We start from the raw sequence: 24,226 nt of genomic DNA, 5'->3' as shown, positions 1-24,226 counted from the left end.
TTTATTTTGTAAACTTTTCTAAATACCAATCTACTTGTTTTTGAATACCTTGCTTCAAAGTAGTTTTAGGTTCATATCCCAACAAGTTTTTTGCTTTATCAATAACAGCAGCAGTTCTTTGCTGATCTCCTTTTCGAGGTGGTTTGTTATCTATTATAAGTTGTTTGTTCATGATTACTTCAACCGCATGAATACCTTCCTGAGTAGTATTCACTTCATCTGTACCAAGGTTGATAATTTCGCCATTCACTTTAGCTTCCTTTCCAATAATTGCGGCTAATCCTTCTACAATATCTCCCACATACGTAAAACTTCTTTCATGCTTTACACTTCCTTCAAATAGCGGAAAAGGCTTATCGTAATATAGATTTTCAATCAGTTTGGTATATAACTTCTCCGGACGTTCGCGTGGTCCGTAAACCGAATATAATCGTACGGAACAAGTATTTAGTTTTCCTGTGCGTTGTAACCCCAAAGCCAATTGTTCTCCTGCCAATTTGGTTACTCCGTAAAAAGAAACAGGTTTTGCAGGTTCTGTTTCATCAACGGTTGCTTCTATTCCATATACGGAAGAAGTCGCTATATTGACAAAGGACTTAACATCTGGGTTGTATTTTAGGATTGCTTCTAAAAGGTTTTGGGTAGCATAAATATTGTTATTTACATACTCTTCCAATGTAGTGTCAGATGAAATTCCGGGTTGTGCAGCTAAATGAAAAACGTAGTCATAAGCAGTAGCGAATACATCGCCCAAATCATCATTCAAATCTTTTCTAAAAATGACAATTCCTTGTTGCGCTAAATCGGAAGCATTTAACTCCTTGAGTTTTACATCATAATAATCATTGAAATTATCAATCCCGTAGACATCATGTCCGAGTGATTTCAATTTTTCACAAAGATGTGAAGCAATAAATCCGGCCGCCCCGGTAACCAATATTCTCATCATATTACTTTTCAGATTTCTGGATACCGAATGGAGTCCATTTTATTCTATTTTGTCTCACTTCTTTTCGGATAGCTAAATTTGCCGCTAACGATTCCGGTGTTTTATAACCGCGTGAATGATCTAAATGTAAAACTATAGATTTATGACGGATTTGTTTTCCTTTTACACCAAAATTTTCAAGACGTTCCCCAAATTCTCTGTCGGGACCACCATATTTCATTCGCTCATCATAACCATTTATAGCAATCATATCTTCTTTAAAACCTGAGGAATTACAGTTATTGAAAGATGGTATTGTAGGTGAAATCAAATCTAGAATATCTCCAATCAATTTATTCACACCCAACTTTAGTGTATTGGAAAAACCTAATTTATCGACAGATTTTAACCATTTCACATCAAAACATTTTCCGGAAATAATATCATCTTTTGAAATATGTTTACTCGTCTTCATCGAAAGCTTACAATATCCACCAGATAGAAATCTTCCTTTTTCGGCATATTTAGCGTGAACTTCCACAAAATCTTTACGAGGTATGCAGTCACCATCGGTCATTAAAATATACTCATGAGAAGCTTCACTAATTGCTATATTTAATAATTCCTGGCGTCTATAGCCTAAATCTTCATGCCACAAATGTCGTATGTGCACGGGATAATTTAAAGAATAATTATCAATCAACTCCTTTGTACTCGCCCGTGAACCATCATCAGCAATTATAAGTTCAAAATCCTTATACGTTTGAACACTGTAGCCGATGAGTACTTTCTCCAACCATTCTTCAGCGTTATATGTACTGACAATCACCGATATTTTCATATTTTATTAAACTTCAAAATAATTAATATTAAATCTTACAAGAACAACATAGCATTCTTTTTTTAATTCTTACTTCTGTTGAAGCAAAATAGCAGAATACTTGATTTGCCTTCCTTTTATATTATTTGCTCTCAATATCGATGTTAACTCCTGAAAAAAAGCAACATCTAACAAATTGTTCTTATGTTGCAAAATCAAAATTAAATCATCTTTCCAAACAGAAGAATTCTCTACATTGAGTTTCACATTGACTTTAAATAGCATATTTAAAAATGAACCCAATAATCCTTTAGAATATCTAAATACATCTAAAAAAATATTTTTATTTCCATTTCTCTTGAGCCAAGACAATTCAAAACAATCTCCAGAATTAATATTCTCTTCACTTATTTTTTCAAAAATTTCTTGTGAAATACTATTATACTCCCCAGAAAGAAAAAAACCTTCTTCTCTGTTTTTAACATGCTGTTCTATAAAATCAAATCTTGGAATACTATTGCCATTTGCAAAAACAATGTAATTCGTAGCTATTGCATTAATAAAAAGACAATCATTTATATTTGACGAAAATTGTTTTATTGTATAAAAAACTTCATCTCTTATTGCATCAATAAGGTTATTAATTTCATTGCTAGTAGAAGCAACAGCAATGATTACTTCAAAATTCCTATAAGTCTGAGCATTATAACCCAAAAGCACTTTTTTAAGGCTTTCGGAAGAAATCGGAGTCGATAATATAACTGAAACATTCTTTTGCATAATGCCCCAAAGGTAACCTTATTTTAGTAAATTTGTATTTTTACAATTAAAAATAATGAACACCCTTTCCATAATAATCCCCACATATAACGAGATTGACTACATCGAAGACGCCATTAAATCGGTAGCCTTTGCAGATGAAATAATCGTAATAGACTCCTACAGCACCGATGGTACCAGAGAAAAAGCGCTTAGTTTAGGTTGCATTGTTTTAGAAAGAAAATTTGACAATTTTTCCAATCAAAAAAATTATGCTATCTCTTCTGCAAAAGGGAATTGGATTTTATTTCTCGATGGAGACGAAAGGGTAAGCAAAAAACTTAAACTAGAGATTTTATCAGTGATTAAAAATGGAAAACACTCCGGTTATAAAATCAGTTTTCCTCATTTTTACATGAATCGTTTTTTATACCACAAAGTAGATCGAGTAATCAGGCTAGTTAAAAATAAAAATATCAAATTTACTGGTGATGTCCATGAGAAATTAGTTGTTGAAGGAAGTATTGGTACTCTAAAAAATTTCATGATCCACTATACCTATAAAGGATTATCCCATTTATTACAGAAAAAAGATTCATATGCTTGGTTTCAAGCGAAAACATCTTATGAAAGAGGAAAAAAAGCAACTTATTTCCATTTAATCTTCAAACCTTTTTATCGTTTTTTTTCTTCTTATGTTTTAAAGAGAGGCTTTATGGATGGTGTTCCCGGATTAGCTTTGGCTAGCATAAATGCCTACGGTGTTTTTTCTAGATATGTTAAAATTATTTTAATCCAAAAAGGATTAAAATAATTTCAATTTACCAAAACGCAGTTTCAATTTGAATTTCAATAGATTTTCCTCTCCCTTTATATCAATTCGCATGATTTCAAAAGGATTTTTAAAGGGAAATTTATTGATTTTATTTCCTATTCTCAATCCCATTTTAATATTATTTTGTCCCAAAACTGATTTAAACAATGTTTTCTTAGGCTCTTTTTTAGGAAAATTACCATAGGGATAAGCTACAGCATTATAAACTTTTAAATCATTTTCTTCAATAATCTTAAAACATTTTTCGAAATCTTCATTAATTTGAGTCTCTGTTAAAGTTTCATATTTTTTATGTGCATAGGAATGTAATCCCAACTCAATCCAAGTGCCTAAACTTTGCAGTTTTTGCATTGTCATTATTGGCTCTTTGCCTTCATTCCATAAATCGGTTTTTCCAATATAACCAAAAGGAATAAAAAAAGTAGCTTTCAAATTGTATTTTTCAAGCAAAGGAACTGCATAAATAAACTGATTATCAGTCACATCATCAAAGGTGATAACAATACTTTTTCGAGGAATGGCAGTCAAATTTTCTAATTCAGAAAGGTGAAAAGTGGTAAAACCACTTTCAGCTAAATGACAAAGCTGTCTTTCTAGCTTTTGTACAGAAATAGTAAGTCCACTACTAACCTGCTCAATGTTAGAAATATTATGATACATTAAAATGGGTAATCGAGTCATTATACAAATTTAAATTTAGTAAATAAATGTAAAATTATTACATTTGCTTTGAATATACCTTAAAATAGAAATCAAAATAATTTGGAACCAAAAATAACTGCATTAGCAATCACATTAAACGAAGAAGATAACGTGAAAAGATATATCCAAAGTTTATCTTTTGCCGATGAAATTATTTTTATAGATTCGAATAGTACGGATGCCACAGTTGCAATAGCTAAAGAACTTGGTGTGAAGGTAATCCAAAGAAATTTCGATGATTTTTCAAAACAAAGAAATTTTGCCGTTGAACAAGCTAAAAATGATTGGGTAATTTTTTTCGACTTAGACGAAATTATCACTCCGGAACTAGGAAAAGAAATTGTCTCTACAATTTCATTACAAAACGATTTTGTAGCATATTATATAAATAGAAATTTTTTTTTTCTAGGAAAACAAATTAAACATGGTGGATGGCAGAGTGACAAATCCATTAAAATATTCAACAAAAAAAATTGTTCCTATAACGGTAATCTGGTCCATGAGTCAATCAAAACGAAAGGTAAAATAGGTTTCTTAAAAAATCGTGTCAATCATTACAGTTATAAAAGTTTTGATAAATACAATGAAAAACTAAACTTATATAGTCAACTTCAAGCAGAAACTCTGTATCTAAAAAATATACGACCTAATTTATATCATTTTTTTATCCGTCCAAATTACCGTTTTTGGTGGCAGTATATATATAGATTAGGCTTTTTAGATAAAAAAGAGGGCTTCATTTTAGCTTATGTTCATTCGTTTGCAGTATTTAAACGGTACTTGCAACTTTGGATGATGTATAGAAAAATCGAGTAATTAAACTAATAAACGGAAATAATATATTTTGCCATAACCAAATAAAATTCGTTTTCACTTAAAATTTTCAGTACTATCTAAAATTACGTTAAGGGAAATTTTAAATATATATTTAGTAAAAGATTAGAATAAAAGCTATTATTACATTTTATTAGAACAATTTTGAGAATTATCATTGTATAATTTATTTTCTAAAAATTGAATTTTATTATAAATACTGATCAATACCCTTAACAACTCTAATCGTTTTTTTTAAAATCGTTTCATTTTGTATTTTATCATTTAACTCAAAATTCTGTTTTGAATTAATTTTATGATGAATATGAAATACAATTCCAGCATATCGTATTCTTTTTGCTTTGACTCCGTTATTACCCATACGAATAACTAAATCAGAGTCTTCTCTTCCCCAACCTTCAAAATCTTCATTGTAACCATTAATTACAATAAAATCATCACGCCAATATGAGACATTGCAACCCCTAAATTTCTTAGAAATCCCATCATGAATTTTATAAAATTTCGATAGAAAAGGAATATGTAAACTTCTAGTTTTATTTTTAATTTGCTTTGAAAAGAAGTTAAAATTAATTTGCTTTTTGGCAAAAATATCTGCTACAAAATTTGGCAAAATATTAACCCTAGACCCGTATAAATAAACTCCCTTTTGAGCTGCTTTTACATGATCTTCGACAAAATTTTCATGCATAATACAATCACCATCAACCTGAATTATGTAATCTGCAGTAGTTTGTGCAATAGCCTTATTTAAAATTTTTGATTTTCTAAAACCTAAATCTTCTTGCCAAATATGGTGTATTGGCATATCCGTTTTTTGTTGAAACTGTTCTATAAGTTGTTTTGTATCTTCATTTGAACCATCATCCGCAATAATAATTTCAGTAAAAAAAACGGATTGTGCCAAAGCACTGTTTAGAACCAATTCGATTGCTTCTGGCCAGTTATAAGTCGATATTAATAATGCTGTTCTCATTACTTCTATTTTTTTTGATAGATTTTCAATAAATTTTTAGCTGATTTTTCTGCCGTGAATTTTTCAAAAAAAAGTTCATACGATCTATTCGCAAACTCCTGTTTCTTTTCTTTATTTCTCAATAATTGATGGATATTTTTTGCTAAATTTTTAAAATCTCTTACCTCACACAAATAACCATTAAAATCATGGGTTATTGCTTCAGGAATTCCTCCTGCATTAGTACTAACAACAGGGGTTTTCTTTAAGAAAGCTTCAAAAATTGTAAGGGGAAGCCCCTCTCTTTCCGAACTCATCACATACAAATCAAACTGGTCAAGAAAATCCAAAGCATGAGACTGGAAATCCGCTAAGGTAATATAACCCTCTAGTTTCAATTCCAAAATTAAACTTTTAATCTCAGGAGTCAATTTATTAGAAAACTCACCAATTTGTAGCAAATGAATATTTTTTAAATCTAAATAGTTCACTAAATAGTTAAGCGCTCTAATCAACGTAAACAAATCTTTAGCCTTCACATGATTTGCTATATTTCCAATAATAATTTTATCTTCATTTATACAAAACTGTTTTCTGACATTTAATCCCTTTTCATTACTGCTTCTGTTTAAATTAATTCCGTCATAAACCACCATCAATTTAGGGATATTCTTTTTAGTCATAGTGCTTGAAAATGATTTTTTTACAGCTTCAGAAACACAAATAACGGTATCAATATTTTTATAATTGTATTTAAATTTACTCAAAAAACTGCTGCTACTACCCATACCTTTTTTAGAAAATACAGCCTTTGTTTTTAGTCTGAACAACAAATCCGAAATCGTAAAAACAGTAAGTGAATCGCTGGTATGCAAGTGAATCAAATCCGGTTTTATCTCCCTTACTATATTTTTTAGGTAAACATAATTCGCGAATTTATTAAGCTTATTTTTTTTTGCTTGTATAAAAGGAATATCTTGAATCTCACATTCATTGTGAAGTAAAGAATTTCCAACCCCAAAAACTACATTTTTGATTCCGAGTTTAGATAGTTCCGGAATTAAATCAATCATTTGCTGTTCGTTACCTCCCCAACTTTTTGCCCCTGAAATGTGTAGTATTTTCATAATTTTTATTCGTTTATTTGCAAATATAAAACTATACCTTATATTCTAGATATAAAAATATGGAAAACATCAACGAAGAAGTTCACAGAGCCTACGAAGTCATAAAAGAAGGCGGAATCATTCTCTATCCTACGGACACGGTTTGGGGAATTGGTTGTGATGCCACAAATCCTGAGGCTGTTGCCAAAATATACAAACTCAAGCAAAGAGCCGAAACGCAAAGCATGATTGTTTTGATGAACGGTGAAAAAATGATGTACAATGTTTTCAAAGACATTCCTGAAGTAGCCTGGCAAATCATTGATTTATCCGAAAAACCAACGACCATAATCTTAGACAAACCAAGAAATGTAGCTCCAAATTTAGTTTCAGGTGACAACTCATTGGGAATCCGTATTGTAAAAGAGCCTTTTTGTTTTAAGTTGATGGAGAAAATGAAAAAACCATTGGTTTCAACATCTGCAAATATCTCCGGACAGCCTACTCCTATTGCCTTCAAAGATATTAGTCCGGAAATTATAAAAGGTGTGGACTATGTTGTAAATTTGCATCGTGAAAAAATCGCAGGTAAACCTTCGACAATCATAAAATTGACGAGCGATTCTCAGGTAAAAGTGATTCGGAAATAGTTTGCAGTATTCAGTTTCTAGTTTTCAGTTTAGCAACTTTAGACTTTAAACTTTAAACATTTTTAAAATGAGCATTAAAACTTCATATAAAGAAGCCTTAAATAATAAAATTTTCGAAGTCATCTCTCAAGCCTCACAAGAACTTAACGTTGACAGTTATGTAATTGGTGGCTTTGTCAGAGATTTACTTTTGAAAAGAGACTTTAAAAAAGACATAGATATTGTTGCAGTTGGCAGCGGAATCGAATTGGCTTTAAAAGTTTCTCAATTACTTCCTAATAAACCTAAAGTTCAAGTTTTCAAAACTTACGGAACAGCTATGTTGCGTTTTGAAGACACCGAAATTGAGTTTGTTGGCGCCAGAAAAGAATCCTATCATTTTGAAAGCAGGAATCCTGTCGTAGAAAACGGAACATTAGAAGACGACCAAAACCGTCGTGATTTCACCATAAACGCTTTGGCTTTATCTTTAAATGTTGAAAATTTCGGAGAATTATCTGATCCATTTAATGGTTTGGAGGATTTAAAAAACAAAATAATCAGAACACCTTTGGATCCAGATATTACTTTTTCTGATGATCCGTTGCGTATGTTGCGAGGCATTCGTTTTGCGAACCAACTGGGTTTTGAAATTGAAGGAAATTCATTGGAATCAATCGCAAAAAACGCAGAGCGCATTAAAATCATTTCCGGAGAACGCATTGTTGATGAATTGAATAAAATACTTTCGACAGATAAACCGTCTGTTGGATTTTTGTTATTATTCAAAACCGGACTTTTAGATATTATTCTTCCTGAGTTGACCGCGCTGAACCAAGTTGAAGAAATTGAAGGCCACACACATAAAAATAATTTCTATCACACGCTGGAAGTTGTTGATAATATTTGTCCGCATACGGATGACGTTTGGCTGCGGTGGTCAGCATTGTTGCATGATATTGGAAAAGCGCCAACGAAACGTTTTAATAAAAAACAAGGTTGGACCTTTCACGGACATGAATTTCTGGGCGGAAAAATGGCAAAAAAAATATTTGAACGTTTGCACATGCCATTGAATCACAAAATGAAATTTGTGCAAAAAATGGTGATGATGAGTTCCCGTCCAATTGTTTTATCCCAAGATACAGTGACGGATTCTGCGGTGCGCCGTTTGGTTTTTGACGCAGGCGAAGATGTTGAGAATTTAATGACTTTGTGTGAAGCAGATATCACAACCAAGAACCCAAATAAATTCAAAAAATACCATAATAATTTCGAAATCGTCCGCAAGAAAATTGTTGAAGTAGAAGAGCGCGATCAGGTTCGTAATTTCCAACCGCCAATTTCTGGAGAAGAAATCATGAAGATTTTTGACCTAAAACCTTCGAAAGAAATCGGAATGCTGAAAGAAGCCATAAAAGAAGCCATTTTAGAAGGAGAAATTCCTAATGAATATCAGGCAGCATATGATTACATGTTAAAAAGAGCCGCAAAAATCGGATTAAAGATTAACGCTTGTTGAATTAACATTTAATTGTGTTTCAAATATCTTTGTACAAATTAATTTAAAACAATGAAAAAAGAGAATAATTACGTTATCATTTGGTTATTATCAGGATGCTTATTATTGTTTATGATGGTTGTAGTGGGAGGAATTACCCGATTGACAAATTCTGGTTTATCAATGACCGATTGGCATTTAGTTACCGATACTTTTCCACCATTAACAGAAGAAAAATGGGCGCATGCTTTTGAAGAATATAAAAAATTTCCTGAGTACCAAAAAATCAATATCCACAATGATTTTACGCTAAGCGATTACAAATTCATCTATTTTTGGGAGTGGTTTCACCGTTTTATAGGACGCATTATTGGATTAGCATTTATAGTTCCATTTATCTATTTCTTGTTTAAGAAACGTCTTTCAACAGAAACGATCAAAAAATGTGTTGTCCTACTATTTATGGGCGGTTTTCAAGGATTTTTGGGTTGGTTCATGGTTCGAAGTGGATTAATTGACAATCCCGATGTAAGTCATTTTAGATTGGCCTTACACCTCACATTTGCTTTCATTACGTTTGCTTACACGCTTTGGGTTGCTTTGGATTTAATTTACCCAAATAAATCCCAAGTAATTGTTCCTTTGCGAAATCTTGCACGCGTTGCATTAGTATTTCTTGTTATCCAAATCATTTATGGTGGGTTCGTTGCGGGTCTAAATGCAGGTTTAATTCACAATCACTGGCCTTTGATGAGCGACGGACAATTCATCCACGAAAGTGTTTTCATTGAAAAAAGCACGTTGTTTTTGAATTTTATCGAAGGAAAAAGCGGCGTTCAATTCGTACACCGAACTATGGCTTATGTGGTAGTTGGACTTATTTTGGCGTTGTATTTTACAAGCCGCAAACACCTGCTTAGCGTACTACAGAAAAGAGGAATCAAGACTTTGGTGGTTATTGTATTTTTACAATTTGCATTAGGTGTATTTACTTTGCTATACGGTGTTCCGTTGTGGTTGGGATTATTACACCAAGTAATGGCTTTCTTTTTACTGACAGCAATGACATTTTCTTTGCACCGATTATCCAAATAAAATTATAATTCAATACCAATATTGCCTGACTATATTGTCACATTTCATTGCTTATTAACGTAAATGTCTAAACTTGCCGCTCAAGATAAATTTTTAGATTTATCAGATTATGGAAGAACTTTCGGGAAATTTCTCGCCAATCAATTAAAAAATACCCGTTTTACACCCATACATGTTACGTTGCTTTTTGGCATTTCCGGTCTGATAGCCATTTACTATATTTTAGATGGATCCTACTTTTTAGCTGGTTTTTTCATCTTGCTGAAATCCGGAATCGACGCTGCCGATGGCGAACTGGCTCGCTTAAAAAACACTCCTTCGTACACCGGAAGATACTTGGACAGCGTCTTTGATATCATCCTGAATTTTCTGTTTTTAATGACGATTTGTTATGTCTCAAAAACATCATTTTGGCTAACTATTTTGGCATTTATTGGTATTCAATTACAAGGTACTTTATACAATTATTACTATGTAATTTTGAGAAATAAATCCGTTGGCGGAGATACGACAAGTAAAATTTTTGAGTACAAATCACCAAGAGCTTTACCTGGAGAAACGCAAAAATCCGTCGATATTTTGTTTCGCATTTACACTATCGTTTATGGAACGTTTGATAAGATAATTCACTTTCTGGATAAAGATGCATACAAAGTAAAAACCTTTCCAAACTGGTTTATGACTTTGGTTTCTATTTATGGTTTAGGCTTTCAGTTACTAATTATAGCAATTATGTTACCAGCAGGTCTAATCAATTATATCATCCCTTTTTTCATTCTTTTTACTGTATTGATTTTTGTAATAATTGGCATTCGAAAGACGTTTTTTAAGGTGTAAATTCATCATAGAGAATATCTATATACAAAATACAAATAACAAATTACCATTATATTATCATCGAACACTTGTAGTTATAATTTAATATATATTTCGATTTAATAAATCCCCTCAATACATATTAGACAATCCCATCTATAGGAATTATACAATAGATTCACAGAATTATATAACAATCAAACAGCTTAAAATCATCAAATTTGTAAAGAACAAATAGTAATTTAAAACTTATATATTATGCCAAATTCAAAAGAGATTGAAGGAAACTGGAATGAGTTGAAAGGAAAGCTTAAACAGAAATTTGCCGATTTGACGGATGATGATTTGCTATACGAAGAAGGAAAAGAAGATGAAATGTGGGGTAAATTACAACAAAAATTAGGCAAGACACAAAAAGAAATTAAATCATTATTTGATTAATTTTTAAATCCTAAACTTACTTAAACTGTTTCAATTGTTAGAGTCAAAAAATTTCATTTTAGGATTTTTTGAGTCACATTTGAAACAGTTTTTTTTTTGTTTTAAAACTACCCAATCCAAGTTTTAAAATCGGATACTTTTTCTCTGCTGACAATCACATCTTCTTCCTTGAAAGAGGGCAAAATAACTTTCAAACGAGAGTTGCTGTACACGACAATTTCTTTGATTGCTTTCAATGGAATTATAAATTTTCTGCTAATTCGAAAAAAATCTGCAGGATCTAATTCCTGCTCTAAAAGTTCCAACGTACATTCGATTAAATAATTCCTATTGTCAAAAGTATGCAAATAGGTTCCTTTATTTTCACTGAAGAAACATTCGATTTCATCTATTGAAATCACTTTCAAATGTTGGCCTATTTTTACAGTAAATCTTTTTTTATAGTTTTTCTCAAACGGATTGGTCAACATCCTTTTGATTTGCTCAAAATCAATTGCCAAGCTTTGTAATTGTGTTTCCTGTTTTGGCAAAAGCGATTTGAATTTTGCGACGGCAATTTCCAGATCATCTTCATCAATGGGTTTCAAAAGATAATCGATGCTATTCAATTTGAAAGCCCGAAGCGCATATTCATCATAAGCGGTCGTGAAAATTACGGCGCTCTTGATCTCAACTTTTTCAAAAATTTCAAACGACAATCCATCCGATAATTGAATGTCTAAAAAGATCAAATCAGGATGCTCATTTTTAGAAAACCAATCAAGTGCTTCTTCCACGGAATGCAGCATCACTCCTACTTCAATATCTAGTTTTTCCAGTTTTCTTTGCAGTAATCTGGCAGCTGGTTTTTCGTCTTCTATAATTATTGTGGTCATTTATGTAAAATCGTTTATCTGGTTATTTAACTGATAACTGCAACTGAATCCTGAATACTCATTTTCACTCCCATTTTTCACTTTTTTCTTTCTCCATCAACTCCTTTATTTTTTTCTCTTCCCAGTTTCTCCCAAAAATCCAATTGGGTAAGAAAACAGAAAATCCGTGCGCCACTATTCCTATTCCCCAAAAGAATGCCGTGAAGAAATTCTCTAATTTGAAATAGCTTTCTTCTGGATCTAAATCTCTAATATTAATGAATACAATCAATATATTTACGGCTATATACACTATTAAATGCGTATAAAAACCTTTCAATCGCTTCACTTCCCGTTGGGCGGCTGCGTACTTATCTTCTGGTTGAAATTCTACAAACTCAGAACTATAATTTCTTTTCATTTTGATATTATTAAGTGATATTTACTTTTAAAATAAGCGCTTCAATTGCACTGAAAAAATTAAGCATTAGGTCCAATTGTCTTCTTGTCTATTTTCTTTCTCCATAAACTCCTTAATTTTTTGCTCTTCCCAATCTTTACCAAAAAACGGCATATAATTAAAGACTTTCATACCATGAAAAATCACTCCAATTCCCCACCCTAGCATTGGCCAGAAAAACCACAAATACTCTGGAGATGTCACTAAATTTATGATTACAAGAGCAATATTAAAGACAATATAGGCAGTCAAGCTCGCATAGAAACCTTTAATTTCTTCCACTTGTTTTTTCGCTTTGAAATAGCGATCTTCATTTTGATATGTATTTTCCATGATTTTTTAATTAAATTTTCCCTACGCTAAAACACCTCTGATTTTTATTTCCAAGTTTGTTTCTGCTCTTCTTTGCGCAGAATTTCCTGAATTTTTCTTTGTTCCCAATTAGAACTGTAACCAAAAACCTTGAAAGCATGCATCGTTAATCCAAATCCCCATCCGGCTGCAGAAAACCAAAACCATTGAAAATGGGGAGAAAACGTTAAATTGATGAAAATTAAAAATGGAATTACACAACAATAAGAAATCAAGTTTGCGTAAAATCCTTTGAGTTCTTCTACTCTTTTTTTGGCGTTGTAATACGCGCTATTTTCGTTATAATTAGAAGTTGTTTCCATAACTAAAATTTGTTTTGTTAGAATCGGTATTTTCACCGTAAATGTTTGTTCGTTTTGGGCAATCAAAACTTTCCTGTTGGTAATAATCCCATATCTGTTGACGATATTTTGTAACCCAACACCCTGACGTTCCTGTAAAACTTCTTTCTTTTGATAATCGTTTTGAACTGCCAGATAATCGCCTTCCACATAAATCCTGATGTGCAGTGGTCTTTGTTCACTAACCACATTATGCTTCACCGTATTTTCCAATAAAAGCTGTAAAGAAAGCGGTACGACTTTGGCTTCAGCCGAAATAGCAGTTGTTGGCAATTCATAAAATAAGCTGTTTTCAAAACGCATTTTTAATAAATTCATATAGGTTTTGGCGAAAGCCAGTTCTTCATCGACAGAAACCAGTTCTTTATCTTTTTGTTCCAAAACATAACGGTAAATCTTAGATAACGAAGTCGTAAATCGTTGTGCATTTTCCCGATTTTCTTCAATCAAGGAACTCAGTACATTCAAACTGTTGAAAAGAAAATGAGGATCAATTTGATTTTTTAAACTTTCAAACTTCGCATTTGCAGTTCCTGCGATGATTTTTTGTTCTTTAACTTTATTTTCGTTGTATGCTTTGTAGAAAGTAATTGCATGTACTGACAACGTAACAAAAAAAGTAATGATTATCGAAGCTAGATAATTGGAAGGTTTTTCATTGGCTAAGAAGTAATCAAAGGTATTTTTATTGTAGACAACTTCTTCGAAAATATGCAGTAAAAAAATAACTGTTAATGATACTACAAAAGAACCTATAAAACCCATTACCAATCTTTTTATTGAAAATCGATCTACAAAAAAAGTGTCTAATTTTACAAAAAGCAAAGCATTAGCTCCGTAAAGCGAAAACGTGTACAATGCTGTAAAGAAAAAATGAACCAAAAGCCTTTTGTCAAAATGAATTTCACTACCCATAATCACATTAATCACTTCAATTACAATAAATATAATCAGGGTTAGTTTTATTACTTTTTGAAGTTGTTTGTATAGTATATTCATTTTATTTTGCTTTTTATTCTGATGCTACAATCAAGAAAAAGTTTCTTTTCTCTTATTTACAATTTTTTTGTGCTGCTAAAGCTCTGTCCAATCCCCATTTTGGTGAAAAAGGCGTTTCAGCTTTAAAAGTAGCAAAAAGTCCAATAGCTTTTTCAATTTGGGCACACATTGGTTTAGTATCAGTTCCCCAAAATTGCGCTCCACCAATTTCAAATTCGGCTTTACCAAAAACAACTCTTGGATTTTCTGGAGCAATTGCCTGTGCTTTTCCATACAATTCCATCACCGTTCCGGATAATTTTTGTCCGTTTGTCATTGGGTCAAAAGCAATCCAAGCGGTGTGAATCATGGCTTGCATCACCAATAATTCGGCATTATTTGGATTTTTATCCATTTCTATATCCAATGATTTTTGTGCTTTTGAAAGTAACAAATTCATTTGATCTTTATCTTTGGTTCTAAAAGCAGTTGTCGTATTTACTAATGCCACGTAATAATTAGGCAACCAACTTGTTTTTTCAGCAGCAGAAATTCTTTCGAATAAATCCGAAGCTTCGGTGTTTTTTCCTTCGCCCCATAACTGGAATGCTTTCCCCATTCCTTGCTCAAATTGCACTTGAGCAGATACTAAACTACAGATAAAAAATACGATTGTGGTGATAACTTTTGTCATGATTTCTTGGTTTTAAATGGTTATTTTTTTGATGATTGAAACGTTGTAATTAATTTATACTTCAAAAGTATATTGGTTTCTATTGGTTTAAAATTTATAAATACTGAACTGTAGAATTTGATGGATGAATTGTTTTTTATTAGTTGCAAAGGGTCAAAGAACCAGAGTTAAAGTTGCTCTCCTACCTAAACAACTTTCTTTGCCTCTTTGAACCTTTGGGCCTTTATAAATTCCTCAACTGATTGTCTTTTTTATCATTGCTAATCGTCCAAAAGAATCCTACAAAGAAAAAACGATCGGCTGTAGGAATAATTTCTTTTCTGTTGTAAAAGCCTGCATTATCTGGATTGTTCGCGTATTCGTATCCAAATACATTCTGAGAACCTAAAACATTGGAAACCGAGAAGTATAAAATCTTTTGCTGTGACAGTAAATACGCCCAATTAAAACTCAAACTGTTATACGATTTCGTTTTTCCATTCATGAATTTTGTTTCGTTTGGATTGTTGTAGGAACGCCCGGAACTGAAGGAATTCGTGAAACCTATTTGTGATTTCCAGTCATTTATCCAGTATTTCGTAACGATTGATAAACTGTGATCCGCAACAAAACTTGGCGTGACTTGAGAACTGAAATTTTTATAATTTCTTTCCGTATCGATATACGAATAGGAAACCCAATATTCTAAGTTTTTGATTGATTTTCCGTCTCTCCAAAACAAATCCAAACCTTTCGCATAACCCGAACCGGAATTATCAAAAACCGAATTATACGCTGCCATTTGAGTGTCGAATTTCACTAAATTACTGTAGTCTTTATAATAGGTTTCAGCACGAAATGTTTTACCATTTTTATTGTATTGAAAATTCAAAATGTAATGTGAAGCCTTTTCACTTTCAAACTGATTGTTGCTAGAATATTTGATGTATTCCGCACTTGGAGTTTGGGTAAAATCACCATAAGCAAAGGAGAACTGACTGTTTTTAGCCATTTTATAAGCAAATGAAATTCGGGGTGAAATAGCAGTTTCGTCAAGCAAATCATTATTCGAAGCCCTTAATCCTACTTTTGCAGCCCACTTTTTAGAGAAGAAAATATCAGCTTCTGTATAAATAGCTGCAATATTCGCATCGTACCCATTGGTGAAAACCGAACCTGAATTTTCCTTAAAATCTTCATTGAATTGGGTCACAAAATAATCCGCTCCAAAGGAAAGTTTCACTCTTTCTGAAAAGCTTTTTCTTAATTTTAATTTCAAATGAGCTGCATTTTCATCATTCGACACTTTATCCGAATCTAAATTTATTTTGTTGTTGCTGTAGCCATAACTCAATCCAGAAGTAATTTGCCAATTGTTCCCAAAAACGCCTTTGTAAGACGAATTCAAATAGAAATTATTGTTGTTTAAATCCACTCTGATTTTCTCCGGTGAATTGATGCTTTCCTGATTAATATCAAATTTTGAAGAGTCAAAAGCAGCGTATACTTTCAAAATCCCATTATTGAAGTTATAACGATACACCGTTTCTCCGGACAACGATTGAAAAGGACTGTTCCAATCCACGTTTTGAGGAATTGCTGCTTGATAAGGCGCTAAATTGATATAATTCGCATTGACGCTCAACGAACTTTTTGCCCATTTTTGGGTATTTCCAATTCCTAAACCAACGGTCATCAAAGAGATTTCAGTTTTACTTTGGTCAGGCTCATCTTGTGTATTCAACAATAAAACACTCGATAACGCTTCGCCATATTCCGCTGAATATCCACCGGTAGAAAAAGACATTCCACTGAATAAAAAAGGAGAAAACCTACCTCGTGTAGGCAAATTATTTGTACTTGCGCCATACGGTTGCGCCACCCGAATCCCATCGACAAAAGTTTGTGTTTCATTGGCCTCGCCACCACGAACAAACAATCTTCCGTCCTCACCTACCGTTTGTGTTCCCGGCAACGTTTGCAAAGCCGCAATAATATTCCCCGCAGAACCAGCTGTAGTTACAATATCTAATGGTTTCAAAACAGAAACTCTCGCTTTGTCACCCGCTTCTAATGTTCCGGCCGTAATCACAACGGCATCAAGCGATGTAACACTTTCTCGTAATTTGATGGTTTTATTTTGGAAATTAGTGACATCAATTACTGTTCTTGAAGTTTCATAAATCAAGAAACTCACCACCAAAGTTTGATTTCCTTTTACAGTAGTCGTAAAACTAAAATTACCCATTTCAGTAGTTGAGGCGCCATCATAAGTGCCTTCGATAAAAACATTAGCGCCAGAAACCGGTTTCCCTTTCTCATCCACCACTTTCCCTGAAATTGTATTTTGTGAAAAAATAGTCAGGCTGAATAGTAGAATTGCAAAAGTGAAAATCGATTGAAGACTTTTCTGAAAATGATTGGATTGTTGAGTAAATGATGGTTTCATGATGTTTGATTTTGATGAAGCAAATATCTATCGCAAAAATCAGAACCAGAAAAAGTTAATACTGAACTGTTGAAATTATAGGATGAGTTGTTTAATCAATAAATTTTATGACTTGCTGCAAAACATAATTAGTGTTTTTTTCTGCCACTGATTCACTGATTTATAATTTGATTCCCTTTTTGAAATTGAAATAATTAAAAAAACAGGTAATAAATAAGGTGCTATTTATTGCCAATAATATGATTTTAATCTGTGAATCTGTGGCTGATTTTGTAAAACCGTTTGTTTTCTATTTAATTGGTATTGTTAATGATAATTTTATTACCATATAATGAAAAACCTTAAATTTGTGTACAATCAAATTTTGAAAAAATGAAAAAATCTATCTTTTTACTTGTATTACTTTGCTTTAGCGCGACAATGTTCTCTCAGGAAAACACGCCTACATTTGATGAAAAACTGGCAAAATCTCTGAATGCAGATGAATATGGTATGAAAAAATATGTTTTTTGTTTATTAAAAACAGGAACTAATACAACCGCAACTAAAGAAGAAACTCAAAAATTATTTGAAGGACACATGGCTAACATAAGTAAATTGGCAGTGGAAGGAAAGCTGGTTGTGGCAGGTCCATTTGTGAAAAATGATAAAAATTATCGAGGTATTTATATTTTTAATGCTAGCAGCATCGAAGAAGCCAAAACATTTGTGGAGACAGATCCAGCGGTACAATCGAAACTTCTGGAAGCAGAATTAACGCTTTGGTATGGAAGTGCTGCTTTGCAAGAAACACTGAAAATCCATTCTAAAATTGCCAAAACTAAAATGTAACAACATATACCGCAATTTGTTTTGCTCAAATTTATAAACTATGATAACCGAAAAAGAAAAAATGATTGCCGGAGAATATTATTTGGCAGGCGATCCTGTTTTAGTAAAAGACAGACGAAAATCTAAAAATTTACTCCACCGATTAAACGTTACTGAATATCGAATTACCAAAAAAGCGAGAGAAATAATTAAAGAACTGATTCCAAATGCGGGACCAAATCTTTATATTGAGCCGCCATTTTTCTGTGATTATGGCTATAATATCAGTTGTGGCGAAAACGTTTATTTCAATGTAAACTGTGTCGTTTTGGACTGCGCCAAAGTCACTATTGGTTCCAATGTTTTTTTTGCTCCGGGCGTTCAATTGTACACCGCTACTCATCCGCTGGATGCTGAACTGAGGAAAACACTGGAAAATGCATTGCCAATAACTATCGGCGATGATTGCTGGATTGGCGGAAATTCCGTTATTTGTCCGGGTATTACCATTGGAAATGGTTGTGTAATTGGAGCTGGATCTGTAGTTACAAAAGACATTCCTGATAATTCTTTGGCAGTAGGAAATCCGGCAAAAGTGATTCGGAAATTGAACGAATAATGAATATTGGAATTACAATTTCTCAAAACTAAATTTTCCTATCTTTGTTATAACAACTTAAACAAATCATAATGAAACATCTTAAAACATTTCTAGTCTTGGCACTTATTGTTGTCGCAAACTCTGTTTCGGCACAATCCACTTTTGATAAATGGCCTGCCATAAAAGAATTTCACGAAGTAATGTCGCAAACTTTCCATCCTGCAGAAGAAGGAAATTTGGCTCCAATAAAAGCTCGTTCGGAAGAAATGATGAACAAAGCAGCGATGTTATTAAAATCAGATATTCCAACAGAATTTAGAACTGACGCTATTTTAGCTTCAGCGGAACGATTACAACTAAAAAGCAAAGCATTGCATAAATTAGTAAAGTCTAATGGAACTGATGCCGCAATTGTGAAATCAATTACTGATTTACACGACACTTTCCATGAAATTGTGGGACTTTGTTCTGACGCAAAAAAATAAAAAACTAAAGCCTAATCAACCGATTAGGCTTTCTTAATTAAAATACAAATGCTACAACTCAATAAGATTCATCATATCGCTATTATTTGTTCCGATTATCAAAAATCAAAAACGTTCTACACAAGCGTTTTAGGACTAACAATAATACAGGAAATCTACCGTCAAGAAAGACAATCATACAAACTTGATTTGGCACTTAACGGAGAATATGTGATTGAATTATTCTCATTTCCAAACCCGCCAAAACGTCCTTCCACTCCAGAAGCGGCTGGTATGCGTCATTTAGCTTTTGAAGTGAATGACATTCAAAAAACAAGAGATTATTTAGTGAATAAAAATATAACTGCAGAAGCTATTCGTATTGATGAATTTACTCAGAAAAGCTTCTTCTTTATCGCAGATCCAGATAAGTTACCGGTTGAATTTTATGAAAAATAAGGCATTTTTGTTTATAAAAAAGTAAAAATAATATCTAAATCGCAAAAGAAAATAGTTCAACCCTTTTTTCAATTCGATTCCGATTTTGTTTCTTTAATTTTGTAATACTCAGATAATTAATTTTTCAAATGAACAATACCACACAAATTAAAAAAAATTATCGCATCATTAAAGTTCAAAAACTAGTTATTGTATCCATATTAATTGGTTTTCTATCGGCTTTTTTAGGTGTTATTTTAAAAAACACAACCGAATATTATGAAGAAATATTTTTTCATCAAACGGTAGTTAACCCAATATTTTTAATTGTTTTTCCCGTTTTTGGATTGTCAATTATTTATTTTCTGCGCGAATATTTATTCAAGAAAAAGGAAAATAAAGGCATAAAAGAAGTTTTTGAAAGCACTAATTCCAATTCAAAGAATTTACCCAGTTATAAAATCCCTTCTCATTTTATTAACGGCTTATTAACTGTCGTTTTTGGTGGCTCTACTGGAATCGAAGTTTCCACAGTTGTCGCTTCTGCTACTATTGGTTCCGTTGCGCAAAGGAAGCAAAATGTATTCAGACAATACAAAACAGAGTTAATCTGTGCGGGAGTAGCGGCAGGAATTACTGCATTATTCAGTAGCCCAATTGCCGGAATTTTATTTTCACTCGAAGTAATCTCCAAAAAAGTAACTCGAGCATTTGTATTAACAAACTTGATAGCAGTTTCAATCGCTTTTGGACTTATTTATTTGTTGGACGAAAAACCTTTATTTGCAGTACATAATATGACTTGGCATTTAAGAGCTATTCCCTACTTTGTACTTCTTGGAATTATTGCAGGAATAAATTCAGTTTATTTAACCCGTTGCGTGTTATTTTTCAAAGAACAATTTTCGAAAATAAAAGTGCCTTATTTCAAAATCATCTTCGGATCTGTGATTTTAAGCGTCTCTCTTTTTGTATTTCCACAGCTTTATGGCGAAGGATATCATGCCATCAAAACTATTTTTATTAATCCGAATGGGATGGTGTTATCACTTTCAATGGTACTTACTTTTATTGGAATTTTAGTTTTGAAACCTATTGTAACATCAGCCACTTTAGCTTCTGGGGGAGATGGCGGCGTTTTTGCTCCAAGCTTGTTTATTGGTGCCTTTTTAGGATTATTACTCGCATTGATTCTCAACACGTATTTCAATGCCAATGTAATTCCGCTAAACTTCATCATAATAGGAATGGCAGCCGTTTTGAGTGCCAGTATTCATGCGCCTTTTACAGCACTATTTCTGGTTTGCGGTTTAACCAATGATTATACGTTGTTTCTTCCAATTCTAGTAGTTTGTTTGATTTCAAAATACACTGCTAAAATGATTTATCCATTCACCGTATATTCCTATTCTCCAAGTTTAGCAAAATAATTATCGATGGCAGTTCAAAAAATAAAAAGGAGTTTCCGCAAAACCAAATACATTCTGTACAAAGAAACTTTGGTTGATTTCAAAGAACATTTCTGGGCTTTTCTCGGTTCTTTTATAGGCATTGGATTAATCGCTTATTTACAATCTCAAACACTGCCAGAATCTGATGTGGTTTATTTAATAGGTTCTTTTGGAGCATCGAGCGTATTGATTTATGGAGTAATCCAAAGTCCATTGGCACAGCCGAGAAATCTTATTGGAGGGCACTTGATTTCTGCAATTATTGGGGTTACAGTATATAAATTCGTTCCGGATATAGTTTGGTTAACCGCTCCACTTGCGGTTTCCCTGTCAATTGTTTTTATGCAAATGACTAAAACGTTGCACCCGCCCGGTGGCGCAACGGCACTGATAGCGGTAACTGGTTCAAACGAAATTACAAATCTAGGCTACTGGTATGTATTTTCTCCTGTTTTAACTGGTGTACTTATTTTGCTAGCCGTAGCTTTAGTTTTTAATAACATGACATCAAATAGACAATATCCCACTCATAAAAAATACCATCAGTTCCGAAAAAGAGTCGCAAGTGTTTTTAAAATTAAACCAAACGACTAAAAACTTTAATTTCAGAGGTAAATATTTAGTTCTAAAACAAGATTTACTTTTTTCTTTTTCTTCTAAAATATTTAGATATTGATGGATTCCTTGTTTATGTATACGCAAAAATATTATCAACAAATCGAAAATCTGAAATCTAAATTTAAAATTATATTTTACCTTTGGGCTTTCAATAAAAACAAAGATTATGGTTTATAAATTTAGAGTGATTCTAGACGCGGAAGAAGATGTTTTTAGAGACATTGCAATACTTGAGGACGATACTTTAGAAGATTTACACAATGCTATTTTCAATTCCTTTGGTTTTGACGGAATGGAAGTGGCTTCTTTTTATACTTGTGATGAAACTTGGAATCAAGAAGACGAGATTTCACTTTTTGATACCGGTGATGTTCCAGGCGAACAAAAAATCATGAGCGATTACCAATTATCCGATATTTTAGATAAGCAAAATACCAAAATTCTTTATGTGTACGACTTCATCAATATGTGGACGTTCCTTGTAGAACTTGCTGCCGTAGAAGATCAAGTTGTTGGTAATTTATATCCGGAAACTATTTTTTCTCATGGAGAAATGCCTGACGAAGCGATGGAAAAAAACTTTGAATCAGACAATGCAGATGATTACAATGATGAATTTGAAGATGGCTTAGACGAAGATGATCTGGATATGTTTGAAGGTGATGACAGTTTTGAAGACTATGGATTTGAGGAGAATTGGAATTAATTTTCAGATACAAAGATTCAAAGGCTTTTAAAATAAAGAGGTATGAGTACATTTAGAGACTTATTAATTTGGCAAAAATCTATGATTTTAGTTACGGATATCTACCAGTTAACAAATTCATTTCCAAAAGAAGAAATTTACGGTTTGACTTCGCAAATCAGGAGAAGTTCAATATCAATTCCAAGTAATATTGCTGAAGGATATGGCAGAGACGGTAACAAAGATTATTTGAAATTTTTGAATATTGCGATAGCTTCATTATTCGAAATGCAAACACAACTTGAAATATCATTCAATTTAAAATATACCAACGAAATTCAATTTAACAAAATATACGGAGAAAGCAGAGAAATAGAAAGAATGTTAAGTTCATTCACTCGAAAAATTAAAGAGCGAATTTAAAACCTTAGTATCTTTGTCTCTTTGCTCCTTTGAACCTTATAAAAAAAATGATCAACTTATATAACACACATATCGAAAATTTGTCCATTCATAGAGTGGGAAATAAAAGTAGAAACGAAGCGATTTTTTTATCGGAGCAACCATTTAATCTGAATGATGAGATTGTACCTTTGATGAAAGAATTTTTCTTTAAACCTTTTAGAGAGAAAGAAGAAAACTATTTTCAGTTTGCCCATGAAATTGATTTGGACTATAATGATATGTTCAAATTTGCAACGGAAGTTTTTGATAATCCAAGTACGATTCACGAAATTTCAAAAAAAATTACTACGCACTTATTTGAGCAGTCCAACCATCCGCACATCAAGAATGGTGAAGTTTACGTAACGTATTTAACGAACGTGAGCATTGATAATAATGTGGTGGATGCTATAGGAATTTTCAAAAGTGAGATTCAAGCAGATTTTTTGCAGTTTGAAGAAAAAGCAACGCACTTAGAAATGATTTTACAACAAGGTGTAAGTTTGAATAAGCTAGACAAAGGTTGTATTATCTTTAATTACAAAAAAGAAGAAGGATACAAAATCCTAACTGTTGACAGCAACCGTTATGATGCCAGATATTGGCTAGAGCATTTCTTATCTGTGGATGCTTTTGAAGATGAGAACTTTATAACTAAAAAATACCTTAAATTCTGTCAGAACTTTGCGAAAGATGTTGTTTTCCCAGCCGAAGACAAGAAAGAAGAAGTAATGTTCATGAACCGTTCGGTAAATTATTTTGCCAAAAACGATGAATTTGAAGAGACAGAATTTTTAAATGAAGTATTAGATAATCCAGACCTTATTCCAGAGTTTAAAAACTACAAAATGGACAAAGGAGAAAAGTACAGCATTGAAGATGTAACTACTTTTCCTATTGCGAATGCAGCCGTTTCTGATGCTAGAAAATCCATCAAAAACGTGATCAATTTAGACACACATATCCAAATTAAAATGGATTTCATCAACCCTGAAAGTGCTGAAAAATATGTGGAAAAAGGCTGGGACGAGGAAAAACAAATGTATTATTACTTAGTTTATTTCAATAAAGAAGAGAAAAGTTAGTAGCTAGTAATTAGTTCCGTGTTCAGTCGCTGTTAAAAAAACGCTACTCATAAATATCAATCTCCAATTACGAAAGTAGTTG

Annotated in this window: 28 protein-coding genes; 16 read left to right on the top strand and 12 right to left on the bottom strand. The window is 32.5% G+C overall.

Annotation, left to right across the window (positions count from 1 at the left end):
• Position 1: 1 nt before the first annotated feature.
• The 3 genes from BC952_RS10945 to BC952_RS10935 form a co-directional block, all read right to left on the bottom strand.
• Positions 2 to 949 (bottom strand): NAD-dependent epimerase/dehydratase family protein, encoded by a 948-nt coding sequence (locus BC952_RS10945; protein WP_341866847.1) that lies wholly within the window; start codon positions 947 to 949, stop codon positions 2 to 4.
• A 1-nt stretch (position 950) separates the two neighbouring features.
• Positions 951 to 1,757: a glycosyltransferase gene (locus tag BC952_RS10940; protein ID WP_341866846.1), complete on the bottom strand. Its 807-nt coding sequence runs from the start codon at positions 1,755 to 1,757 to the stop codon at positions 951 to 953.
• Positions 1,758 to 1,838: 81 nt separating this feature from the next.
• Positions 1,839 to 2,528, bottom strand: coding sequence for a glycosyltransferase family protein (locus BC952_RS10935; protein ID WP_121365693.1), 690 nt, complete (start codon positions 2,526 to 2,528; stop codon positions 1,839 to 1,841).
• Between the two features lie 55 nt (positions 2,529 to 2,583).
• Between BC952_RS10935 and BC952_RS10930 the strand changes: the two genes are divergently transcribed.
• Positions 2,584 to 3,321 carry a glycosyltransferase family 2 protein gene (locus tag BC952_RS10930; protein ID WP_121365692.1) on the top strand — a complete coding sequence of 246 codons (738 nt, stop codon included), beginning with the start codon at positions 2,584 to 2,586 and terminating at the stop codon, positions 3,319 to 3,321.
• Here BC952_RS10930 and BC952_RS10925 read toward each other — a convergent pair.
• On the bottom strand, positions 3,313 to 4,023 hold the full coding sequence (locus tag BC952_RS10925; RefSeq protein ID WP_121365691.1) for a polysaccharide deacetylase family protein: 711 nt from the start codon (positions 4,021 to 4,023) through the stop codon (positions 3,313 to 3,315). The genes BC952_RS10930 and BC952_RS10925 overlap by 9 nt on opposite strands.
• Before the next feature lie 81 nt (positions 4,024 to 4,104).
• Between BC952_RS10925 and BC952_RS10920 the strand changes: the two genes are divergently transcribed.
• The gene (locus tag BC952_RS10920; RefSeq protein WP_121365690.1) at positions 4,105 to 4,860 is read left to right on the top strand and encodes a glycosyltransferase family 2 protein; all 756 of its coding nucleotides are present in this window, start codon (positions 4,105 to 4,107) and stop codon (positions 4,858 to 4,860) included.
• Between the two features lie 208 nt (positions 4,861 to 5,068).
• Here BC952_RS10920 and BC952_RS10915 read toward each other — a convergent pair whose 3' ends face one another.
• Both BC952_RS10915 and BC952_RS10910 read right to left on the bottom strand, forming a co-directional pair.
• On the bottom strand, positions 5,069 to 5,854 hold the full coding sequence (locus BC952_RS10915) for a glycosyltransferase family 2 protein (protein WP_121365689.1): 786 nt from the start codon (positions 5,852 to 5,854) through the stop codon (positions 5,069 to 5,071).
• 5 nt (positions 5,855 to 5,859) lie between these two features.
• Complete coding sequence (locus tag BC952_RS10910; protein WP_121365688.1) at positions 5,860 to 6,960, bottom strand: glycosyltransferase family 4 protein; 1,101 nt, start codon at positions 6,958 to 6,960, stop codon at positions 5,860 to 5,862.
• Between the two features lie 59 nt (positions 6,961 to 7,019).
• Here BC952_RS10910 and BC952_RS10905 point away from each other — a divergent pair, with 59 nt between their 5' ends.
• The 5 genes from BC952_RS10905 (at position 7,020) to BC952_RS10885 (ending at position 11,421) form a co-directional block, all read left to right on the top strand.
• The gene (locus BC952_RS10905) at positions 7,020 to 7,589 is read left to right on the top strand and encodes an L-threonylcarbamoyladenylate synthase (RefSeq protein WP_121365687.1); all 570 of its coding nucleotides are present in this window, start codon (positions 7,020 to 7,022) and stop codon (positions 7,587 to 7,589) included.
• 67 nt (positions 7,590 to 7,656) lie between these two features.
• The gene (locus BC952_RS10900) at positions 7,657 to 9,090 is read left to right on the top strand and encodes a CCA tRNA nucleotidyltransferase (protein WP_121365686.1); all 1,434 of its coding nucleotides are present in this window, start codon (positions 7,657 to 7,659) and stop codon (positions 9,088 to 9,090) included.
• 51 nt (positions 9,091 to 9,141) lie between these two features.
• Positions 9,142 to 10,164: a COX15/CtaA family protein gene (locus BC952_RS10895; RefSeq protein WP_121365685.1), complete on the top strand. Its 1,023-nt coding sequence runs from the start codon at positions 9,142 to 9,144 to the stop codon at positions 10,162 to 10,164.
• 63 nt (positions 10,165 to 10,227) lie between these two features.
• On the top strand, positions 10,228 to 11,001 hold the full coding sequence (locus BC952_RS10890; RefSeq protein WP_121365684.1) for a CDP-alcohol phosphatidyltransferase family protein: 774 nt from the start codon (positions 10,228 to 10,230) through the stop codon (positions 10,999 to 11,001).
• Positions 11,002 to 11,238: 237 nt separating this feature from the next.
• A complete protein-coding gene (locus BC952_RS10885; protein WP_091166852.1) occupies positions 11,239 to 11,421 on the top strand; it encodes a CsbD family protein in 183 nt (60 codons plus the stop codon).
• 107 nt (positions 11,422 to 11,528) lie between these two features.
• Here BC952_RS10885 and BC952_RS10880 read toward each other — a convergent pair whose 3' ends face one another.
• From BC952_RS10880 to BC952_RS10855, 6 genes are all read right to left on the bottom strand, one after another.
• The gene (locus tag BC952_RS10880) at positions 11,529 to 12,296 is read right to left on the bottom strand and encodes a LytR/AlgR family response regulator transcription factor (RefSeq protein WP_121365683.1); all 768 of its coding nucleotides are present in this window, start codon (positions 12,294 to 12,296) and stop codon (positions 11,529 to 11,531) included.
• A gap of 64 nt (positions 12,297 to 12,360) precedes the next feature.
• On the bottom strand, positions 12,361 to 12,696 hold the full coding sequence (locus tag BC952_RS10875) for a 2TM domain-containing protein (protein WP_121365682.1): 336 nt from the start codon (positions 12,694 to 12,696) through the stop codon (positions 12,361 to 12,363).
• 66 nt (positions 12,697 to 12,762) lie between these two features.
• Positions 12,763 to 13,068 carry a 2TM domain-containing protein gene (locus tag BC952_RS10870; RefSeq protein WP_121365681.1) on the bottom strand — a complete coding sequence of 102 codons (306 nt, stop codon included), beginning with the start codon at positions 13,066 to 13,068 and terminating at the stop codon, positions 12,763 to 12,765.
• A gap of 44 nt (positions 13,069 to 13,112) precedes the next feature.
• Entirely contained in the window at positions 13,113 to 14,447 is a 1,335-nt protein-coding gene (locus BC952_RS10865; RefSeq protein WP_121365680.1) for a 2TM domain-containing protein, read from the bottom strand.
• Between the two features lie 52 nt (positions 14,448 to 14,499).
• The gene (locus tag BC952_RS10860) at positions 14,500 to 15,120 is read right to left on the bottom strand and encodes a hypothetical protein (RefSeq protein WP_121365679.1); all 621 of its coding nucleotides are present in this window, start codon (positions 15,118 to 15,120) and stop codon (positions 14,500 to 14,502) included.
• 223 nt (positions 15,121 to 15,343) lie between these two features.
• Complete coding sequence (locus tag BC952_RS10855; protein WP_121365678.1) at positions 15,344 to 17,548, bottom strand: TonB-dependent receptor; 2,205 nt, start codon at positions 17,546 to 17,548, stop codon at positions 15,344 to 15,346.
• Positions 17,549 to 17,920: 372 nt separating this feature from the next.
• Between BC952_RS10855 and BC952_RS10850 the strand changes: the two genes are divergently transcribed.
• The 9 genes from BC952_RS10850 (at position 17,921) to BC952_RS10810 (ending at position 24,144) form a co-directional block, all read left to right on the top strand.
• Positions 17,921 to 18,379: a YciI family protein gene (locus tag BC952_RS10850; protein WP_121365677.1), complete on the top strand. Its 459-nt coding sequence runs from the start codon at positions 17,921 to 17,923 to the stop codon at positions 18,377 to 18,379.
• Positions 18,380 to 18,419: 40 nt separating this feature from the next.
• Positions 18,420 to 18,977, top strand: coding sequence for a sugar O-acetyltransferase (locus BC952_RS10845; RefSeq protein ID WP_121365676.1), 558 nt, complete (start codon positions 18,420 to 18,422; stop codon positions 18,975 to 18,977).
• A gap of 71 nt (positions 18,978 to 19,048) precedes the next feature.
• A complete protein-coding gene (locus BC952_RS10840) occupies positions 19,049 to 19,444 on the top strand; it encodes a hypothetical protein (protein WP_113634314.1) in 396 nt (131 codons plus the stop codon).
• Positions 19,445 to 19,492: 48 nt separating this feature from the next.
• Complete coding sequence (gloA2, locus tag BC952_RS10835; protein ID WP_121365675.1) at positions 19,493 to 19,882, top strand: SMU1112c/YaeR family gloxylase I-like metalloprotein; 390 nt, start codon at positions 19,493 to 19,495, stop codon at positions 19,880 to 19,882.
• Between the two features lie 128 nt (positions 19,883 to 20,010).
• Positions 20,011 to 21,291: a chloride channel protein gene (locus BC952_RS10830; RefSeq protein ID WP_121365674.1), complete on the top strand. Its 1,281-nt coding sequence runs from the start codon at positions 20,011 to 20,013 to the stop codon at positions 21,289 to 21,291.
• 6 nt (positions 21,292 to 21,297) lie between these two features.
• Entirely contained in the window at positions 21,298 to 21,906 is a 609-nt protein-coding gene (locus BC952_RS10825; RefSeq protein WP_121365673.1) for an HPP family protein, read from the top strand.
• A gap of 190 nt (positions 21,907 to 22,096) precedes the next feature.
• On the top strand, positions 22,097 to 22,636 hold the full coding sequence (locus BC952_RS10820; RefSeq protein WP_091166829.1) for an IS1096 element passenger TnpR family protein: 540 nt from the start codon (positions 22,097 to 22,099) through the stop codon (positions 22,634 to 22,636).
• A gap of 42 nt (positions 22,637 to 22,678) precedes the next feature.
• On the top strand, positions 22,679 to 23,038 hold the full coding sequence (locus tag BC952_RS10815; RefSeq protein WP_113634319.1) for a four helix bundle protein: 360 nt from the start codon (positions 22,679 to 22,681) through the stop codon (positions 23,036 to 23,038).
• 47 nt (positions 23,039 to 23,085) lie between these two features.
• Positions 23,086 to 24,144: a nucleoid-associated protein gene (locus BC952_RS10810; RefSeq protein WP_121365672.1), complete on the top strand. Its 1,059-nt coding sequence runs from the start codon at positions 23,086 to 23,088 to the stop codon at positions 24,142 to 24,144.
• Positions 24,145 to 24,226: the final 82 nt, after the last annotated feature.

This window comes from Flavobacterium limicola (assembly GCF_003634755.1).
In the GTDB taxonomy this organism is placed as follows: domain Bacteria; phylum Bacteroidota; class Bacteroidia; order Flavobacteriales; family Flavobacteriaceae; genus Flavobacterium; species Flavobacterium limicola.
The sequence above is the reverse complement of the archived record's forward strand: the minus strand, read 5'-3'. Positions and strand labels throughout refer to the sequence as shown.

Bases quoted from the DNA above. Each gene is read 5' to 3' on its own strand.
- BC952_RS10850 (WP_121365677.1), top strand. From the start codon at position 17,921: ATGAAAAAATCTATCTTTTTACTTGTATTACTTTGCTTTAGCGCGACA.
- BC952_RS10815 (WP_113634319.1), top strand. From the start codon at position 22,679: ATGAGTACATTTAGAGACTTATTAATTTGGCAAAAATCTATGATTTTA.
- BC952_RS10880 (WP_121365683.1), bottom strand. From the start codon at position 12,296: ATGACCACAATAATTATAGAAGACGAAAAACCAGCTGCCAGATTACTG.
- BC952_RS10830 (WP_121365674.1), top strand. From the start codon at position 20,011: ATGAACAATACCACACAAATTAAAAAAAATTATCGCATCATTAAAGTT.
- BC952_RS10905 (WP_121365687.1), top strand. From the start codon at position 7,020: ATGGAAAACATCAACGAAGAAGTTCACAGAGCCTACGAAGTCATAAAA.
- BC952_RS10945 (WP_341866847.1), bottom strand. From the start codon at position 949: ATGATGAGAATATTGGTTACCGGGGCGGCCGGATTTATTGCTTCACAT.
- BC952_RS10925 (WP_121365691.1), bottom strand. From the start codon at position 4,023: ATGACTCGATTACCCATTTTAATGTATCATAATATTTCTAACATTGAG.
- BC952_RS10885 (WP_091166852.1), top strand. From the start codon at position 11,239: ATGCCAAATTCAAAAGAGATTGAAGGAAACTGGAATGAGTTGAAAGGA.
- BC952_RS10860 (WP_121365679.1), bottom strand. From the start codon at position 15,120: ATGACAAAAGTTATCACCACAATCGTATTTTTTATCTGTAGTTTAGTA.
- BC952_RS10895 (WP_121365685.1), top strand. From the start codon at position 9,142: ATGAAAAAAGAGAATAATTACGTTATCATTTGGTTATTATCAGGATGC.
- BC952_RS10845 (WP_121365676.1), top strand. From the start codon at position 18,420: ATGATAACCGAAAAAGAAAAAATGATTGCCGGAGAATATTATTTGGCA.
- BC952_RS10820 (WP_091166829.1), top strand. From the start codon at position 22,097: ATGGTTTATAAATTTAGAGTGATTCTAGACGCGGAAGAAGATGTTTTT.
- BC952_RS10915 (WP_121365689.1), bottom strand. From the start codon at position 5,854: ATGAGAACAGCATTATTAATATCGACTTATAACTGGCCAGAAGCAATC.
- BC952_RS10865 (WP_121365680.1), bottom strand. From the start codon at position 14,447: ATGAATATACTATACAAACAACTTCAAAAAGTAATAAAACTAACCCTG.
- BC952_RS10855 (WP_121365678.1), bottom strand. From the start codon at position 17,548: ATGAAACCATCATTTACTCAACAATCCAATCATTTTCAGAAAAGTCTT.
- BC952_RS10890 (WP_121365684.1), top strand. From the start codon at position 10,228: ATGTCTAAACTTGCCGCTCAAGATAAATTTTTAGATTTATCAGATTAT.
- BC952_RS10930 (WP_121365692.1), top strand. From the start codon at position 2,584: ATGAACACCCTTTCCATAATAATCCCCACATATAACGAGATTGACTAC.
- BC952_RS10840 (WP_113634314.1), top strand. From the start codon at position 19,049: ATGAAACATCTTAAAACATTTCTAGTCTTGGCACTTATTGTTGTCGCA.
- BC952_RS10825 (WP_121365673.1), top strand. From the start codon at position 21,298: ATGGCAGTTCAAAAAATAAAAAGGAGTTTCCGCAAAACCAAATACATT.
- BC952_RS10810 (WP_121365672.1), top strand. From the start codon at position 23,086: ATGATCAACTTATATAACACACATATCGAAAATTTGTCCATTCATAGA.
- gloA2 (WP_121365675.1), top strand. From the start codon at position 19,493: ATGCTACAACTCAATAAGATTCATCATATCGCTATTATTTGTTCCGAT.
- BC952_RS10935 (WP_121365693.1), bottom strand. From the start codon at position 2,528: ATGCAAAAGAATGTTTCAGTTATATTATCGACTCCGATTTCTTCCGAA.
- BC952_RS10910 (WP_121365688.1), bottom strand. From the start codon at position 6,960: ATGAAAATACTACACATTTCAGGGGCAAAAAGTTGGGGAGGTAACGAA.
- BC952_RS10870 (WP_121365681.1), bottom strand. From the start codon at position 13,068: ATGGAAAATACATATCAAAATGAAGATCGCTATTTCAAAGCGAAAAAA.
- BC952_RS10900 (WP_121365686.1), top strand. From the start codon at position 7,657: ATGAGCATTAAAACTTCATATAAAGAAGCCTTAAATAATAAAATTTTC.
- BC952_RS10875 (WP_121365682.1), bottom strand. From the start codon at position 12,696: ATGAAAAGAAATTATAGTTCTGAGTTTGTAGAATTTCAACCAGAAGAT.